The sequence below is a fragment of the Kothea flammea genome (genome assembly GCF_052161645.1).
Taxonomy (GTDB): Bacteria; Planctomycetota; Planctomycetia; order Pirellulales; family Pirellulaceae; genus Laterigemmans.
This window is the reverse complement of sequence record NZ_CP197414.1, coordinates 1,920,735-1,937,617: the sequence shown is the minus strand read 5'-3', so window position 1 is coordinate 1,937,617 and position 16,883 is coordinate 1,920,735. Positions and strand designations below refer to the sequence as shown.

The 16,883-nt window shown below is 55.0% G+C and carries 13 protein-coding genes and 1 rRNA gene; 3 read left to right on the top strand and 11 right to left on the bottom strand.

The window, feature by feature from the left end:
- Nucleotides 1–11: 11 nt before the first annotated feature.
- From SH139x_RS06900 to SH139x_RS06885, 4 genes are all read right to left on the bottom strand, one after another.
- The gene (locus SH139x_RS06900; protein ID WP_488354541.1) at nt 12–473 is read right to left on the bottom strand and encodes a hypothetical protein; all 462 of its coding nucleotides are present in this window, start codon (nt 471–473) and stop codon (nt 12–14) included.
- 33 nt (nt 474–506) lie between these two features.
- A complete protein-coding gene (locus tag SH139x_RS06895; RefSeq protein WP_488354540.1) occupies nt 507–1,805 on the bottom strand; it encodes a vWA domain-containing protein in 1,299 nt (432 codons plus the stop codon).
- A gap of 88 nt (nt 1,806–1,893) precedes the next feature.
- Nucleotides 1,894–2,340: a TadE/TadG family type IV pilus assembly protein gene (locus SH139x_RS06890; RefSeq protein WP_488354539.1), complete on the bottom strand. Its 447-nt coding sequence runs from the start codon at nt 2,338–2,340 to the stop codon at nt 1,894–1,896.
- 42 nt (nt 2,341–2,382) lie between these two features.
- On the bottom strand, nt 2,383–2,829 hold the full coding sequence (locus SH139x_RS06885) for a TadE family protein (RefSeq protein ID WP_488354538.1): 447 nt from the start codon (nt 2,827–2,829) through the stop codon (nt 2,383–2,385).
- Nucleotides 2,830–2,981: 152 nt separating this feature from the next.
- Between SH139x_RS06885 and SH139x_RS06880 the strand changes: the two genes are divergently transcribed.
- On the top strand, nt 2,982–5,630 hold the full coding sequence (locus tag SH139x_RS06880) for a CehA/McbA family metallohydrolase (RefSeq protein ID WP_488354537.1): 2,649 nt from the start codon (nt 2,982–2,984) through the stop codon (nt 5,628–5,630).
- A 138-nt stretch (nt 5,631–5,768) separates the two neighbouring features.
- Nucleotides 5,769–6,197, top strand: coding sequence for a hypothetical protein (locus SH139x_RS06875; protein WP_488354536.1), 429 nt, complete (start codon nt 5,769–5,771; stop codon nt 6,195–6,197).
- Between the two features lie 12 nt (nt 6,198–6,209).
- Here SH139x_RS06875 and SH139x_RS06870 read toward each other — a convergent pair whose 3' ends face one another.
- From SH139x_RS06870 to dcd, 7 genes are all read right to left on the bottom strand, one after another.
- The gene (locus tag SH139x_RS06870; protein WP_488354535.1) at nt 6,210–7,742 is read right to left on the bottom strand and encodes a DUF1559 family PulG-like putative transporter; all 1,533 of its coding nucleotides are present in this window, start codon (nt 7,740–7,742) and stop codon (nt 6,210–6,212) included.
- Nucleotides 7,743–7,764: 22 nt separating this feature from the next.
- Nucleotides 7,765–9,303, bottom strand: a complete 1,539-nt coding sequence (locus tag SH139x_RS06865) for a hypothetical protein (RefSeq protein ID WP_488354534.1) — start codon at nt 9,301–9,303, stop codon at nt 7,765–7,767.
- Between the two features lie 73 nt (nt 9,304–9,376).
- Nucleotides 9,377–10,060, bottom strand: coding sequence for a hypothetical protein (locus SH139x_RS06860; protein ID WP_488354533.1), 684 nt, complete (start codon nt 10,058–10,060; stop codon nt 9,377–9,379).
- 38 nt (nt 10,061–10,098) lie between these two features.
- Nucleotides 10,099–10,647, bottom strand: a complete 549-nt coding sequence (locus SH139x_RS06855; RefSeq protein WP_488354532.1) for an RNA polymerase sigma factor — start codon at nt 10,645–10,647, stop codon at nt 10,099–10,101.
- A gap of 411 nt (nt 10,648–11,058) precedes the next feature.
- Nucleotides 11,059–12,642, bottom strand: a 16S ribosomal RNA gene (locus tag SH139x_RS06850).
- Nucleotides 12,643–13,426: 784 nt separating this feature from the next.
- Nucleotides 13,427–15,082: an ATP-binding protein gene (locus SH139x_RS06845; RefSeq protein WP_488354531.1), complete on the bottom strand. Its 1,656-nt coding sequence runs from the start codon at nt 15,080–15,082 to the stop codon at nt 13,427–13,429.
- A 225-nt stretch (nt 15,083–15,307) separates the two neighbouring features.
- Nucleotides 15,308–15,895 (bottom strand): dCTP deaminase, encoded by a 588-nt coding sequence (gene dcd / locus SH139x_RS06840; RefSeq protein ID WP_488354530.1) that lies wholly within the window; start codon nt 15,893–15,895, stop codon nt 15,308–15,310.
- Between the two features lie 259 nt (nt 15,896–16,154).
- Here dcd and SH139x_RS06835 point away from each other — a divergent pair, with 259 nt between their 5' ends.
- The gene (locus SH139x_RS06835) at nt 16,155–16,877 is read left to right on the top strand and encodes an LON peptidase substrate-binding domain-containing protein (protein WP_488354529.1); all 723 of its coding nucleotides are present in this window, start codon (nt 16,155–16,157) and stop codon (nt 16,875–16,877) included.
- Nucleotides 16,878–16,883: the final 6 nt, after the last annotated feature.

The window sequence follows — 16,883 nt, the reverse complement described above, 5'->3', positions numbered from 1 at the left end:
CCACCATTTGGCTACCTCGGCGAGTCGTTTAATTGCTCCAGCAGTTGGTCGCGGTACTGACCCTCTAAAGAATGAGTGGGCGCCTCTCGCAACTGCTCCACCTGCTCAAAAACACGTCCCTGGTACTCAGCAAAAGCTTGCTGAACAGGGGTGTTGCGGACATTGTTGCGTGCTTCTCGCTCCTCACGACGCCGTCGCAAGTCTCGCATTAATTTCCGATCCATTTCTCGCGCCTTGGCGCGGATGGCTTCGGCTTTCATCAGCGTAAGTTCGACTTCCTCCTGCCGAGTTCTCGTTGCTTGCGACTCAGCTTGGAGTTCGGCATTAGACTCCACCGATACCGTCTTGCCCCTCAAAGGCATCGTTACTGCCCACACGAACACCGCCGCCGAAACGACGAAGGATGTGATAATCCAACGTCTATATCGCAGACGGTCGCTCGTTTGATTGAGTTGGAGGTTTTGATGCGCCATGTGGGCAACTGTTGGCCTCACCAAGCAATTGCTTTACTTGGTAAGAATAGTGGGGAGGTTATTAGCAATCTCTTCAAACACTTGAATCAGCTCAGCACCCGATGCGGCATGATAATAAGATCCACCGCCAATGTTGGCGACGTTCTGCATCCGTGCATGATCTGCTCCAGAGCCAAATGTCACCGTATGGATTGTCAAATTATAGTTCGACATTAACTGCTGGGCGACAGATACCGGATCAACTCCCGTATTGTGCATCCCGTCAGTCATCACAACCATTGTTTTCGATGCGTTGGGCCGTGCGCCAGAGGCGAGCAAAGTCTTGATGCCTTCGTTCATACCCCGTCCAATCGCTGTCATGCCGCTGGGATAGAGCTGGGAGACGGCACCACGGACGTTGCTATATTCGTCATCCAAATGTAGATCTAGCGAAGCGTTACTGGCGTAACTGGCAACGGACACCAATTCCTCCTGAGGAGTCGTCTCCAGCACATTGAGGAACGCGTAAACAGCACTTTCCAGGTCCTGCCAAGGAGTTGTCGGAGCGGGGCCTAATTCATAATGCTCTTGCCAAGCCCACTGTTGATAACTGCTAGGGGTAACACCGGCCATGTAATAATAATAATTACCACCCGCGTTGTAACCAATTAATCCCGCATCAACACCCGCCTGAATCGTGCTCAAAAAGAATGGATTGGTGCCTGCGGGCCAATTAAATATCACCGAGTCCATCGAACCTGAACGATCGAGAACAAGAGAAATATCGCGATCCACTTGCATCGCCACAGCGGTCTGCGTGAGACCGAAATCGGTGGTATCAAAGACGCCGGGTAGCGCGAAGGTCACGCGACCGGAAAGGGAACTGTCATCGCGGCGTCCAAGCACCCGCACCGAACTAGCGATCTCCGCACCGCTGCTGACGAGATGCGTAGGAATCTTCTCGAAAACGAATCGACCGTGCCCGCCCCCCTCTTGAATCGATCGCCCAAACTCGATTTCCCCGGCACCATCGTCACCACGGATCTCCAGCGGCATGCCGCTGACGGTATTCAATGCCGCGGTGCTGATCGCTGCCGCTCTCGCCGCTTCGACGTCTTGGGTCTCGCTGAACGCCCGCCCTCCGGCACGTGCCGCCGCGTCGGTGGCAACCATCAACTCGGTGCGAGTCAATTGCATGTGTGCCGTGTTAATGGAAAATGCGGCCAAAATTACCAGCACTGGTAAAATCACCGCCAACAGCCCCGTCACAGTCCCTCTCCGTCGACTCGCGGCATCACCTGTCGTGTTCATGAACCATTTGGAGTTGCGGTTGATGAGCTGTTGCATGCCCATAATTAGACTTCCCTAACTTAAAGATATTTTTCGTTGAACACTAAGCCTCACGCCACAGCTTTCACCCTGGAGCGTGCCCGCAAACACTCTATTGTTGAAAGAATCCGTCATACCTTTCGGTCGCCATCGTGGCTGTCGTCGAGATCCGTGACTGTGGCAAAAACATCGGCGCAAACAAGGCAACTTCAGAAAATTCAACCTCCACCGTTACGGTGATCTGGTTTGATTCTTCACTCAGAGGACTGACATCAACCGTGTAGCCGTTAGTAAGCACCGTTCCCAATATTCGATCCGCTTCGGCTATCGCTTCCGCTTCGGTAGCTCCGGGAACCATTGCCTCTCGAGCGGCAAAGTAGGCAGCATCTTGGGACAGGTTTCGTACCAAATTGAGACGTGAAAACTCCATGCAGGAGAAGACCATCACGAATAGTAAATTCGCAATGATCGCAAATTCAACGACCGCCGCACCACTGCGATCTCGAGGCGACCGGCGCCGTGCGATCCGTCGTTTCGGTGGATATTTTGCACGTTTCATGGGTCAATCACTTTCCGGGACAAACTGGCCGTTAACCTATCGTTAGTTGTTATCAAGATTTCCGTATTCTTTCCGCATCGTTACTTCAGCAGTCAGTCTAAGATCCCCTAAAACTCCTGAGGGAATAAGCAGATTTCCTTGAGTCGGAATGGTGACGCGGACAGTGACGTTTTCCAAGGTCTCCGCATTTGTGAATCCCGGCGAACTGAACTCAACGACGTCGGCATCATATTCAATGTTTCGCTGGTCCAAAAAATTAGTGATGCGGGAGACTACGTGGTCGTTCGTTCGTCCGCGAGCCACTCCCTGACGTGCACCTTCATAAGCAGCCAGCACAGCCGACTCCTTGAGAAAGTAAACCGTGCACACATCCATGGTCCCCATCGTGAGCGCGAGCAGTACAGGCAGCACAATCGCGAACTCAACAGTCGCCACGCCTCGGCGTGAAGCGGTCGTAGCTTTTCGATAACGTTTGCGAGTGATTCTCATGGCATGATCGAGCTTGTGCAGAGAGTTGGTTACACTATTAAAAACGTAGGTCATAAACTCCCTGAAAGTACGACAATTTTCTGCAAAAAACTTTTCAGAACACGTTTTTGGTGCTACCGCACCCAGGAACCATCCGTCTACTCCGGCTCGCCATGCATAACCCCACCAAAATACTCATCCAACTTGTCGTCACGATCCTGCTGACCAAGGACATTCAGCCAACCCGAGCGGCCACCCCAGAAACGAGCCAGCGTCCCCCAGCGACTACCCGCCTGCTCGGCTCCGTCGTCGATAGTGACTCCAAAGAACCACTCGCAGCCCGGGTCTACGTGCAGGATCAGGCGGGGAATTGGCTGTTTGTCCGCTCCGCCAGCGAGCAAGGAACCGCTTGGCCCTACGCAGAACAATGGGTCCCCATGCCACAATCCGTCGAACGGCACACCACCGTTTCGGCAGATCCCTTCTACATCGATTTGCCACCGGGCGAATATCAGATTCAGCTCGAACGCGGTAAGGAATACCTGCCGCTGCGCGAAAAACTGACCATTTCCGCTGCCAACGATCAACAACGTCCCCGCCAAGTCTTAACTAAAGAATTCGCGTTGAAACGCTGGAGCAACATGGCCGCCAGCGGCTGGTACTCCGGTGAGACACACGTCCATCGCCGACTGGCCGAACTGCCCAACGTGATGCAAGCGGAAGAGCTAAACGTCGCTTTTCCAGTGACTTTCTGGACGACCAACTCAAACAAAGCCCCCGACTTGGAACCGTCCAACCTACGTTCCCAGGGGCCGTCCCCATTTGGCTCCCGACAGGATCGCGGTCACGAACCAATTTGGCTAAATGACAAACATGTCATCCTGCCTCGCAACACCGAGTATGAAATCTTTTCCCTGGGGCAACGCCGACACACGCTCGGCGCAATGTTCATTCTCAATCACCGCAATCCCTTTACTCAAACCGCGCCTCCAGTAACACCAATTGTTCAACAAGCGCGCCGCGAAGGGGCTTTGCTCGATCTCGACAAACACAATTGGCCCTGGTCGTTAATGCTGGTTCCCGTGGCTCAGGTCGATCTGTTTGAATTATCCAACAACAGCGTTTGGCGGACGAGCTTTGGCTTCCAGCAAGCTGGCCAAACGTTGCCTCCTTGGCGGCAATTCGAGCAAGAGTCGCCAGGAGTGCTGACCGAATGGGGCTGGCTGCAGTTTGGCTTCGAGATGTATTACGCGTTGCTCAACTGCGGCTTTCGCATCAGTCCATCGGCCGGCACGGCATCGGGCGTTCACCCAGTTCCACTGGGCTACAGCCGTGTATACGTGCACACCGGCGAGGACTTCAACTTGAACGCTTGGTTGACGGGCCTCAAAAGTGGTCGCTCTTTTGTGACCACCGGCCCCATGCTGGACGCTCGCATCGACAATCAACTACCCGGACAGATTTTTCAATTCAGCGGCGACAACCAAAACGAACTGTCTTGGTCTGCCAGGATCGTCAACCCCGAGCCCATTTCGCGAGTGGAATTGATCGTCAATGGGGAAGTCCGGTTCGCGATCACTCCCCAACCAGCACAAACAACGGCGGGCGCCCACTACTGGTCCAGTCAAGGTTCATTCGCTATCGACAAGTCAGGCTGGGCCGCCTTGCGAACTTGGTCGATTCAACCCGATGGGCGGAAACGGTTCGCTCATACCGGCTCGTGGTACTTCGAAGTCGATCAAGAACCGGTGCGACCACCACGACCACAAATCGACTACTTGCTGGAACAGCTCGAAAGCTCATTGGAAAACCAACGTGGAGTCTTAGCACCCCAAGCTTTCGCGGAATTTGAACAAGCCCGCGATGCCTATCGCCAGATTCGAACAATCGCGTTGGAGCAAACAAGTACACAGCAACCCTTCAGTCCGCAAAGCCGCCCGACAAGATCAGCCAGCGAAGAACGATATTGGCTGGAGAACATGGCGGTCTGGCACCGTTACTCGCTGACCGAAATCAGCCAAGTCCTGGGCAAATCGCCGAGGGAAATTCGCCAGCTGTTGCGGAAACATGAATTGGACGAAACAACTCCCCAAGCTCTCCGCCCCCAGGACCGTCTGACTGTCATGCCTTACCCCGGCGGTCGGCACCCGCGTCGCGGTTTCCTCGATGGTGCCATTGATCCGCAACGCGAGACAAAATTCAGCCTGTTCACTCCCTGGGATGACAGCAGCTATATCGTGGGCGATGTGCCCGAAGCGATTTTCTCCAATTTGGGGCTGATTTATCTGGCTCACACCCACATCCCAACCCGCTGGGACGAACAAAATCGAAAGCTACCGAAGCAGGAATGGCAACGCCTAGAAAATGGGCTGCTAAGAAGTCAACGAGTACTTCCCAATGGAATTCGTTTCGATGTCACAATCGCCGCGCAGCAAAATCATGTTCGCATGGAGCTGGCCTTATTCAACGGCACGCCGGCAACCTTAAGCGGGCTGAGAGTGCAACAATGCCTGATGTTGGCCAATGCGGCAGAATTTCACAGCAACACGAATGACAACAAAATATTCCACAATGATTATGGCCTAGTTGGAAATTCCACCGGCACGCGTTGGTTAATTACTTCCTGGAAACCGCTAGACCGAACCTGGGGAAACCCACCCGTCCCCTGCCTGCACGCTGATCCCATCTTGCCGGACTGCCCTGCTGGAGCCACGACGCGCGCCCAGGGCTGGCTATCGTTTTACGAAGGCCAAGACTGGCGAACGGAATTGCGGCGGATCGAGGCAACCCGTTGGTGGGAAAAGTCATTCGAATCGAAGTAAAAAATTGGTAACCATCGCCACACTCGCGTTCAGCCTTCAGCGGTGATCGTACTCGGTAGCCACAACAATTCCACTGGCTGGTGGATGGATGTTAGGATTAAAGAGTTCCAATTCGCACTACTTAACGTCTTGAATTTCATGAATATCCTGCGATCACTCGGACTCGCTTGCCTGCCGCTGGAAGCAGACCAACTCATCCCACCGGGGCAGCGAATCATCGTGCGTGAGCATCTTGCCTGCGCGATAACGCTGCGAAACTTCTCCTCGCCAGGACGCGTCTGCAATTGGAAGCGGCAATGGTTCGCCGGGTCGATTGCTATTTCCGGCAAGCGTTTCATTGCCTTTCGTTGGAAACGCCGCCTAATCAACATGGAATTTGAGGACACCCGGTTTTCTAAGCTGCGGTTTTCCTCGGAGCAAGGGATGCTCCGTATCACGCATGACGCCGACTTATGTCGCGAGGATTGGTCGGGTTCGATAGAGTATCGGTTTCGGACGACAGACGCCGATCAGATCGTGGCCCTCGTTCTCCGAGCAGCGGATCTGAAATTGGCGGCCACGAATTAGCGAAAACTGAGACTAATTCAGTGCGTCCCCGCCAATCACCTCGCCTCCAGCGTGAGTCAACAAGGCTCGCAGTACTTTCGGATCGATGTCTCGCGAGATGTAACGCACGGAGCCATCGAATAAGGCGACGATTGCCCCGGGGCGATCACCAAAGAAACTATCGATCAGATTTTCTTCGTCGAGTTCCCAGAAGCCTGGCTTCATCCATGGCGTAGCGGCGGAACTGGGTACTTCCACAAATGCGATGGTATTGCTAGTCCCGTCGGTGATCGAGAGAAATTTCTTTGGTGTTTCCGGATCCGACCAAAGCGAACCTTTGATAACCGGAATGCGAATCATTGTGGTGATAAGTTCCCCGTCCCGTGTCTCGCCATAGGTGGGAACAGCTGTTTGAGTCGCTATTCGGTTCGCTTCGGCGTTCCATGATCGGTCCAAGTCAATCGATTGATAAAGCGCGACTTGATTCATGTAGGGCAGGATGCGAACGCGAAAGCTATGCAGTGCTTCCCCGTTGTTGGCCATGATCGGACCTGGCAACTCGTTGTTCGCTGCATAGTAGTTGTGCATCGCGAGCACGACTTGTTTCAAGTTATTCATCCTTTGCGTTCTGCGAGCTGCTCCGCGCATTATTCCCAAAGCGTTACCCATCGCGCGGACAATAACGTCGGCCGGTGCCACTACGGTCACTACGGCCTCATCAGCTGAGACCAAGATTCCATTCGTTGCGTCGCCACCGAGCTGAAGCGCATCTTTGATGACTGCGCTGACCCGCGCTGCCGCTTCAACATCCATTGCCTGCAGGGTGGCATTGAATTCGGGGGTGGGTGGCAATGACCATGCAATGCGTACCCAACTGAGATCTTTCACCATTTGCCGAGGAGAGAATTGGACCGGAGACTCCTCGGGCATTTGCTCAGGCCAGAGCAATTGCAAATCCTCCCGGCTCTCGACCGGTAGTGAAATCATCAATTGATGTTGCAGCGTTGGTTCGGCAAGCAGGTCGGCAAAACGAGTGCTTGCGATGCTATCGCCGAGGCGTGCAACCGTGTGCTCGGCTCCGAAGATCGCGATTCCATCGTTAGTTCGCATCGTCGCGGGAAAGCGCTGCTGCAGCGGCATCCACGTCATCGCCAGGATATTCTGCAACATCGTGGGATTGTCTGTCGGAGCAATCACCGCGGGGGTAGCGTGGACCAAGTCTGCGGTCGACATGGTGACAAGCAACTCATTGGTTCCGGCTTGCCGTAAAGACGATAGGAATCCGTCCACCATCATGGCGCCCTGACGCAGTTCTGCCTCATTCGGTAAGTCTTCACCGACCATTTGTTTGACATACTCGTAAATCGCCGTGACGTGAATCGCATTGATGTCAAGATGAGCGACTCCCAGAGTCGTTTCTTCCGTGTAGCGCATCAAGTCTGTGACGGATTTTGCTTCTGATCCATCCGTCGGAGTTGTGTCCTGGGCGCGGGCAACCGGTGCGGCCAACCCAATGACGAGGATGAGGGCTGACCAGCGGGCCGAATGGTAAATCGGGATAAACATAAGTAACTCCTGTGACTCGTGATTACTTGACTAATTGAATAATGAGCGTGGCGGATTGATCACCCGGCCACCGAACGTTGCGATTGAAGCGAGCAGTCTTGGCCGTTTCGCGGGTATAGCTGTAACCGGCATCGTCGAGATCGCCGAGCACCGGATCGGGCCATGGCGGTAGCTCCATTGCATTGAGTGCCTCGGGTAATTCTCCGGTGCGAGCGGCGTGATCGCGAATCGCTTGGATGGTGGCGGTTTCAAAATGGGTGCGACGCGATCGCAAGGACGCGGTATTGGCCGCCTGGATCGCAGGCAGCAACAGTCCGGTTAAGATAGATACCGGAGTCATCATTCTCTCTACGGAATCCTCTTGCGCATCGAGAAACTGCTCGGATCGACTGAGATAGCGTTGGCGAATTGAGTTGGGAAGCAACGCCCATTTGACATACTCGCCGGTCTGATAATTCAAATCGTGGATTGTGGCCCGAAGCACCGCCTCAATGTTGGAGAGTTCGGAGACGCGTTCACCCCACGCGGTGTTCTCTCGCAGATAGCGGCGAGAGGGCTCAGCGAGTGCCAGGACACCGATACCACTGAGCAGGTCGACGGAAGCGGAGCTGGTAAAACTTCCAGGGCTGACCGTTTCGATCGTTTCGCCGACTTCGTCAGCAATTTGCTGCCAAAGTCTCGCTGAACGTTCTCTGCCAATTGGGGTATCGGGAAAATCAATATCGAATGGGATCGCGCGGCGAACTAGCAAACTCTCGTTCTCCAGTGCCGCGCGGACATCAAAAATCGACTCTGGCACAGCCGCCAAGGCCCAATAGAAATTCGGAGCTCCTTCCACGGTAGAAGCATCGCGGACCAATCCGTCCGCGATTCCAAGGATCGCCAAGGAGACGAGCTTAGTGACCAACAAATCGCTGCTGCCCCCAACGAGGTCAGCGAGCCGATAGATTGCTGTCATCTCGTGCGTATAATCGGCCCATCGACCTTCAGCGGCCGCCACCTTTGCCTTAAGTGAAAGCAGGCGAGCCATTTCCCGAGCGATTTGAACATCCTCGAGCGTGAGCGAAACCCATTGGCCAATTGTTAGCTTCTCGGTTGCCAGAGGATAATCGACACCCATCAAAGGGATCGCCCGATAGAATTCATCGAAGGCGACTTGGTACGCACCAAGGAATTCCTTCACTTCGGCAACTTCTCCAGCTGCCAGTGGACCATCTAGCCAAGCGTTGTATTTTTCGTAAAAGGCATCATCCCGATCACCGCGATGCGTTGTTTGCACCATCGCGATCATTGCCCGCGAGTAGAGCGCCATGGCGTTGTCTTGGCGACGCCGATCCGCAGGGGGCCAAAACGTGTACTGAATTGCGGGTATTGGTTCAGCAGCAGCAGAGATCCTGAGGGTTGCCGGTTCACCGTCAGCGGCAAATTGAGCCATCGCCGCTGGTGTCGGAAGCGGTAACAGCAGACTCAACAGTACAAGGCATCGCAGCGGACGCGTAAAATCATCGGCGACCGCCCGTTCCTTCCATTCTTTCCATGTCATCAACTCTTTCCATGTCATTAAATTTCCTCCAATGGTGGGTGCGAGAGAGGGATTTCGAGTTACGGAGTGTGTGGTTTCAAAGAGTTTCGGGTCAGCCCGCTTTGCGGAGTGGAAGCGAGGCGCCAGGCTCATCATTCACAGGAGCATCACCGAACCAATGGCCGTCGAATCGCAGTGCATCAGCGGGCCGCAAGGGCTCGCGGTCCGGCCGCGCGTTGCCAGAACGCGTTGACAAAAAATCGGCAACGATCGGTCCGCTGGACGCAACCAGGCTGATCTCACCGGGCATCCGTACGCGGGCGGGAAGCCAAAGCCCCAAACGCGACAACCGGCGTGGCGAAGACGCTAAGTTCCTCGCGTCGGTAAAATCCGACTCGCCGATGGGCCGTCGGACGGGCGGGTGGATCGCATCACGAGTTGGCCGGGCCTCACTAATTTGCATTTCAGAGGGCCGGGTTATGGTGCCTCTCGTGAACGCGTTTTGGGAAGGATTTGGCGTGGCGGGAGTCGCTCCCATACGACCGGCGACAAAACTGCACACCGCAATGACTGCCACAGCCGACAACCACTGCAGTCGCAACGCAAGCGTTTCCCGATTGGGGGCTCGTCCAGTCAAACTGACCGGTGGCGAATTGTTGGTTCCCAATTCGGCGGCACCAGCAGCTCGACCCATCTCAAAAAAAACAAGCCGTTCATCAGTCTCATCGCGCGCCGGATTGAGCGGCTTGAATACCGACGTAAGAAACGGGTCGAGTTCGGGGCGTTGATCGGACATGGCGAGACCATAAGAAAAAGGAGATCGACGAATTGGTTTCAGTCGCGACTTGTGACGCGTAGAGTCGGGGGTTTGCTAGCAGCCCTGTCCGCCGCCGGCGGGTCGACATGACGACGCAGCAACTGGATCGCTTCGCGATAACGGCGATGAACCGTACTCTTCGACGACGAGAGCAACTCAGCGATTTGCGCAAACGACATATCACCCCAGTGAGCCATTACAACTATCTGACGATGCTCGGCGGGTAAATCACGCAGCTGCTCGGTCAGCTCGCCGGCCGATTCACTATCAACGCCAGAACCTTCCGACGTAGCGTCGAACCAGATTTCTCGACCCAGCAGCCGATCGCGGCGGCGGCGGCGTCCCTCACGGCGTCCGAAATCAATCATTCGATTTCGAGTTACGCGAACCAGCCAGCCGCGGACGTCCGCGGGCGGCTCGGCGAGTCGAGCCAATTCAATAAATGCTCCTTGGACCGCATCCTCAGCACACGACTCGACATCCCCCGACGTGGCGACGGACCGAGCGATCAACAGCAAACGCGGCTGAAAGTCATCCCAGATTCGGCACAATAGGTTCGGTTGCACGTGTCAGTTCTAGCGTCTGCGGTAGTTGATTCAGTTCCAAGGACGACACCAGATCGCAATCGTCCCAAGAAAAAAACAAAGGCGGACCAATTTCTCGACTGTCGACCCTGTTGTTGGACTATGAGGTCGTTCTACACATGCATTTCGATGAAAGATACCTGGCGTCATTGGCGGAAATCTTCTCGCACCGACTTTTGCGGTCCGTGACTGAAGTCTCCAGATCGGAAAGTGATGAGGCGGAATTCGTGAAGCGCGCACGAAAAAACCCACTGAGGCTGGCGAAGCCTCAGTGGGTTATCCGTTGGTTATTTTGGTGATCGTCTCGGCGAACCGAGACACTTCTGCTGACCAAGGAGGTCGCCTCCACGGATAAATCGAACGAGTTGCCTCGAGCGATCTTGATATCCTTAGAAAGGAGGTGATCCAGCCGCAGGTTCCCCTACGGCTACCTTGTTACGACTTAGTCCCAATCGTCGAGCTGACCTTCGGCACCTGCCTCCCTTGCGGGTTAGCTCAGTGACTTCGGGCCCTCCCAACTTTCGTGGCTTGACGGGCGGTGTGTACAAGGCTCAGGAACACATTCACCGCGGTATGCTGACCCGCGATTACTAGCGATTCCGGCTTCATGCAGGCGAGTTGCAGCCTGCAATCCGAACTGGGGCACGCTTTTTGGGATTAGCTTAACCTCGCGATTTCGCTTCCCTTTGTACGCACCATTGTAGGACGTGTGCAGCCCTAGACATAAAGGCCATGAGGACTTGACGTCATCCCCACCTTCCTCCGGTTTGACACCGGCAGTCTCTCTAGAGTCCCCGGCATTACCCGCTGGCAACTAGAGATAAGGGTTTCGCTCGTTAAGGGACTTAACCCGACATCTCACGACACGAGCTGACGACAGCCATGCAGCACCTGTGCAAGGGCTCCCCGAAGGGCACCCCCAAGTTTCCAAGGGGTTCCCAAGCATGTCAAGTCTAGGATAAGGTTCTTCGCGTAGCCTCGAATTAAGCCACATCCTCCACCGCTTGTGTGAGCCCCCGTCAATTCCTTTGAGTTTCAGCCTTGCGACCATACTCCCCAGGCGGAGCACTTAACGCTTTCGCTACGGCCGGGAGGATGTGGAAGTCCCCCCAGCCCAGTGCTCATCGTTTACAGCTAGGACTACCGGGGTATCTAATCCCGTTCGCTCCCCTAGCTTTCGTGCCTCAGCGTCAGAAGAGACCCAGTGATGCGCTTTCGCCACCGGTGTTCCAGTTGATATCAACGCATTTCACCGCTCCACCAACTGTTCCCATCACCCCTGTCTCCCTCAAGCCTAGTGGTTTGAAACGCTGTTCCTCGGTTGAGCCGAGGGCTTTCACATCTCACCTTCTAGGCCGCCTACGCACGCTTTAAGCCCAGTGATACCGAATAACGTTTGGACGGTTCGTCTTACCGCGGCTGCTGGCACGAACTTAGCCCGTCCTTCCTCTGAAGATCGGTCAAACCAGGGGGAGAACCCCCTGATATTTCCTCCCAACTGACAGCGGTTTACAACCCGAAGGCCTTCATCCCGCACGCGGCGTCGCTCGGTCAGGCTTTCGCCCATTGCCGAAGATTCTCGACTGCAGCCACCCGTAGGTGTCTGGGCAGTGTCTCAGTCCCAGTGAGCCGGGCCATGCTCTCACACCCGGTATCCATCTAAGCCTTGGTGGGCCATTACCCCACCAACAAGCTAATAGAACGCGGTCTGATCCTTGGGCGGAATCTCACCATTTGATCCAGAGATATTATCCGGTATTACCGCCAGTTTCCCAACGCTATCCCGGTCCCAAGGGTACATAACCACGCGTTACTCTCCCTTACGCCGCTCGCCGGCACCTCTCACCACACCTTCTCAACCAGAGCCGGTAAGCTCCAACTGAAGAAAGCACGGTGAGAGGCCCGCTGCCGCACGACTTGCATGCCTAATCCACGCCGCCAACGTTCATTCTGAGCCAGGATCAAACCCTTCAATTTTGTATGCTTAAACAGTCATACCAAATCCCTTGCGGAACCTAGCTGGCCAACGCAAACGCTGGCCGACCGCTTATAAACAATCCGAAGTTTTCTTTCCTGTGGATGAGCCTCGGTAAAAGCTCATCACAGTCGCCAAATTTAATGTGACGACCTCGCTTGCTGAACTCAGCAGAAGTATAACCACCAAATTGCCAAAGATCGGTTGTGCCCTTGCGGGCCATCTTTATTCCACATCGCAACTCAATCTGAATTGCAACTTAAAATCTTCTTCATCAAAGTCCGCCGCAAGAAAGCCTCGCTAGCGGGTCTCATAGCCTCTCAAATTCACTCGAAGGCGTCAAGCCTCGTTGCGAAAGTTTTTCTCTTTAAAGCGTCAGGCGTGAGCCTTAACTATCGGGAGAAGCAAACGCGGAAACCAGTCTACTTTGGTCATTAGGCAAAAATAGCCAGTGACCTCACAGAGCGGTTACAGCACAAATGGTGCTGCAGCCTAACTTCGCACCCGCCTTCAATCCCCAAGCCAGCATCCAGCAGAACCGTGTAACAGTTCATAGCTGCATCGAACTAGGGGCTGAGCGTTCGAGTCAGGCAAACCTCGGAAAGCAATTGTCGGCCGCATGTGGCTCGGCTTTCCGTGTCAGCGATGCGAGAAAGATATAGGCTCGCCCGGTTGCCCGCAAGGCGTACCGGGCGTTTTTTTTGAAACTTGTTTTTAGCCCGATATTCACGGGTTTTTCGCATCCAATGCCGCCCATCGCCACACTTCGAACGAAGCCACCGGCAACTACATGATGGAAAAATAGGTGTCGACGGCGAAGTCAAAGTACTCTTCCCGCAATTCCACCGGTCGCCCCAAGTAGTAACAGTAGTTTCGCACTTGCAGCAGCAAATCTCGCGGTTGGCAGTTACGGAAAGGACGGGACACCGGCAGGTAATGACGCTTAATCAGGTAATCGATCGGCTCGGGCCGATAAGGCACTTTCAAAACGCCGCACATGATCTCGAAGAGCTGCCGAAAATGCGCCTCCGAAGGGTCGCAGACTTCGATTTTGTAGGGAATCCGCCGCAGAAAAGCATCATCCACCAAATCTTTGGGCTCCAAGTTGGTGCTGAACACGACCAATTGGTCGAATGGCACCTGCACCTTCTTGCCGCTCCGCATGTTCAAAAAGTCAAAACGCTTCTCCAACGGCACGATCCAGCGGTTCAGCAGCTGGTCGACGCTCATCTTCTGCCGTCCAAAGTCGTCGATGACCAACGTGCCGCAATTGCTTTTCAACTGCAGCGGCGCCTCGCTGATGTTACTTTCCGCGTCCCCCTGGACTTCCAGCATGTCCATGGTCAACTCCCCACCGGCGACAATCGTGGGTCGCTTGATTCGCACCCAACGTTTGTCAAAACCACTCTGATCAAGCAACCCTTGGGGCATCGCCGGGGGACAAACTTCGTGGTTCATGCGATCGAATACCCGCATGATCTCCCCCTCGATCTCCACGGCCCGGGGAATCCATACGTAACGCCCAAACGAGGAGGTCACCCGCTCGGCAATGCTGGTCTTTCCGTTGCCAGGATAGCCATAGAGAAACATCCCCCGTCCGCTGTTCACTGCGGGGCCCAATCGCGTCAACATCGCGGGGTCTATCAACAGATCGGAAAACGCCTTTTCCAAATCCTCGCGGCGCGGATGCTGGCCTTCCACCGTCTGAGCTTTCACGCTCGCTCGATAATCTTCCAGCGAAACCGGACAAGCTCCGTAATAGGTGCAATCCTTCGTCAGCCCCCGCGCAATCGCTCGCCCCGCTTCGGTCAACACATAGACGTAATCGCCCGTTTCAGTCCCCCGTCGATAAGCCACCGATTGATCACTCTTAAGCAGCTCCAAAATCGGCTCGATCATGCGAAACGGCAACTTCAATTGCTCCGCGATCTGCCGGCCAGCCGATTCACCGCCAGCCAGCAAAAATCGCATCACAATGTGCTCAACCAACGCCTCGCTAATCCGCGTTGAAGGCAAATCTGGCGGCTGCACCGGCCGCCAAGGCTCATCTCGCGACGGAGTAAACCCCTCACGCTCCTCAACTGCCTGAACGCCAATCTGCTGCTTAACCGCTGGCACACTTGCCGACGACGAAACAACTCCGGCTCTCGGTGATGACAATCCGCCCGAACCAACAGCAGCCGCTGCCTGCGGCGACGAACCAATATTGCCGCCAACAGGTGCTGACTCAACGGGCGAAACTGGCCGAGCGGGCCGATTCACCGCCCCAGCTGGAAGTGCTGGCTGGCCGGGAACAACCTGCTGGCCGGGGGCTACTGGTCGAGCTGGCGAGGTCGCTGGCACGGCAGCCGCTGCAGATTCCACCGGACCGGCCAAACCATGAATTTTCGCAATCAGAGCGTCGAGCTGATTGTCGGCCGAGTCCGCATTGGATGGGCACATAAGTATCGCTGACCTGCTGCCGTGGAAAGTTACCGTGCATCGATGTAATCGGCACACCTCCCACAACTCGGCTAACGCCTTCATAACAATGACGCTTGCTGCAGTTAACAAAGCTGCGTCAATTAAAGCAGTTGTGTCTGCCAGGCAAAGTTTAACGCCTCAGCAGCTCAGGTTGCGACGCGGCAAACAATCCTGAACAGCCACCCGGGGCTCACTGAGCGGCTGCTATGAATTGCTCGCCGAAGCTCTCAAACAACCTTCGAAATCGAGCTCCAGTTGGCCGTCGCCCTCGTCGCAGCCTAATTCTCGATACAGATAACTGGGCTGAATGTCGCGATTGTTCTGATATTTGCCCCCAGTGTATTCACGCAGCTCACCGACGACTTCATGGTACGAAATTTGGCAGATCTCGATCCCCGCATAGATCCGAATCGGCTGGACGGTGAACATCTCCAATGTCCAAAAGCCGCAAAAGCCGACATCACCAAAGCCGGTGGTGCCGTTCACGTACAGCCCTAAACGTCCCACCGAGGAGCGTCCGCCAACCATCGGTACGAGGTTGCGGGTCTCAGTGCGTTCGGCTGTGCGGCCCAAATAAAGCTGGCCAGGCTGCAGCACCAAGCCCTCAGCCGGGATTTCCAAGCGGCGAAAGCGGTTGGGAGCCCGCAGATCGAGCACCACCTCCTCGTAAACCAACAACTCGTTATGGAGGGTCAGATTATAGCTATTGGAATTCACGCGCCCGGGTTCAAACGGATCAATAATGATGTTCTCACCGAGCTGTTCTTGGATCTCTTCGCCGGACAATATCATTGTGGATTCTAGCCGCTAAGAGGTGCAGGGGTTGGTAGCTTGCTGGTGACCACCTGGTGGGAATTTTCGCCGCCCGAGTAGGCAACTGTCAACCGATTTTGTGAAAACAACTACGAATTTCGTGGTCGCCAACTGCTGGCCAACCGTTATCATTGGGATAAAGGTCCGGTTTTTCCCTCCAGCGGCCTAACTACAACCCAGCGGCCCAGAATCAGAGCGTAGCCGTTTCCTAGTCAGCCTTTCGCGAGGCCCCCTTGGCATGACTGACCTCGAACAATTTACTCAGCTCCCGGCAGAATTTGATGGCCGCGTGCGGCTATTCCCGCTGCCCGACTTGGTGGTTTTCCCTAACGCCATGCAACCACTGCATATTTTCGAACCGCGATATTGCGAGATGCTCGAAGAAGCTCTGGCGACCGACAAGTTAATCGCGATGGCCACTCTGGCTCCCGGCTGGGAACACCAACCGGGCGAACCGCCGAAACTGGAGTCGCACGTCTGCATTTGCCGCGTGGTTTCGCATGCGACCACTGAAGACGATCGCCATAACGTGTTGCTCGTCGGCCTCCGCCGTGGTCTGATTTTGGAGGAATTAGAAACCAGCCGTCCATTCCGGATGGCAAACGTGGAGGTGCTTACCGATTTGTATCCGCTCACCGCCAGTGAGCAACGCCAAACGCTAAAGCGCGAATTGCTTGATTCATTTCGCCAACTGATTCCCGAAGTTGCCGAGGTGCAAAAAAATCTGCACGAATTGATGGCTAGTCAAATGCAGTTGGGTGCCGTCACCGACATCATTGGGTTTACGATGCAGTTTGACACCCCGAACAAATTATTGCTGCTGGCCGAAAATAACGTCGATGCCCGGGCTCGATTGCTGATCGAAATTTTGCGAGAGCGGCAAGTGGCGGAAGACCCGGCGGACGAAACCCTCGATTTTCGCAAAAAAATGCCTTTCCCCCCACCCTTTAGCTTGAACTGAGAAAGC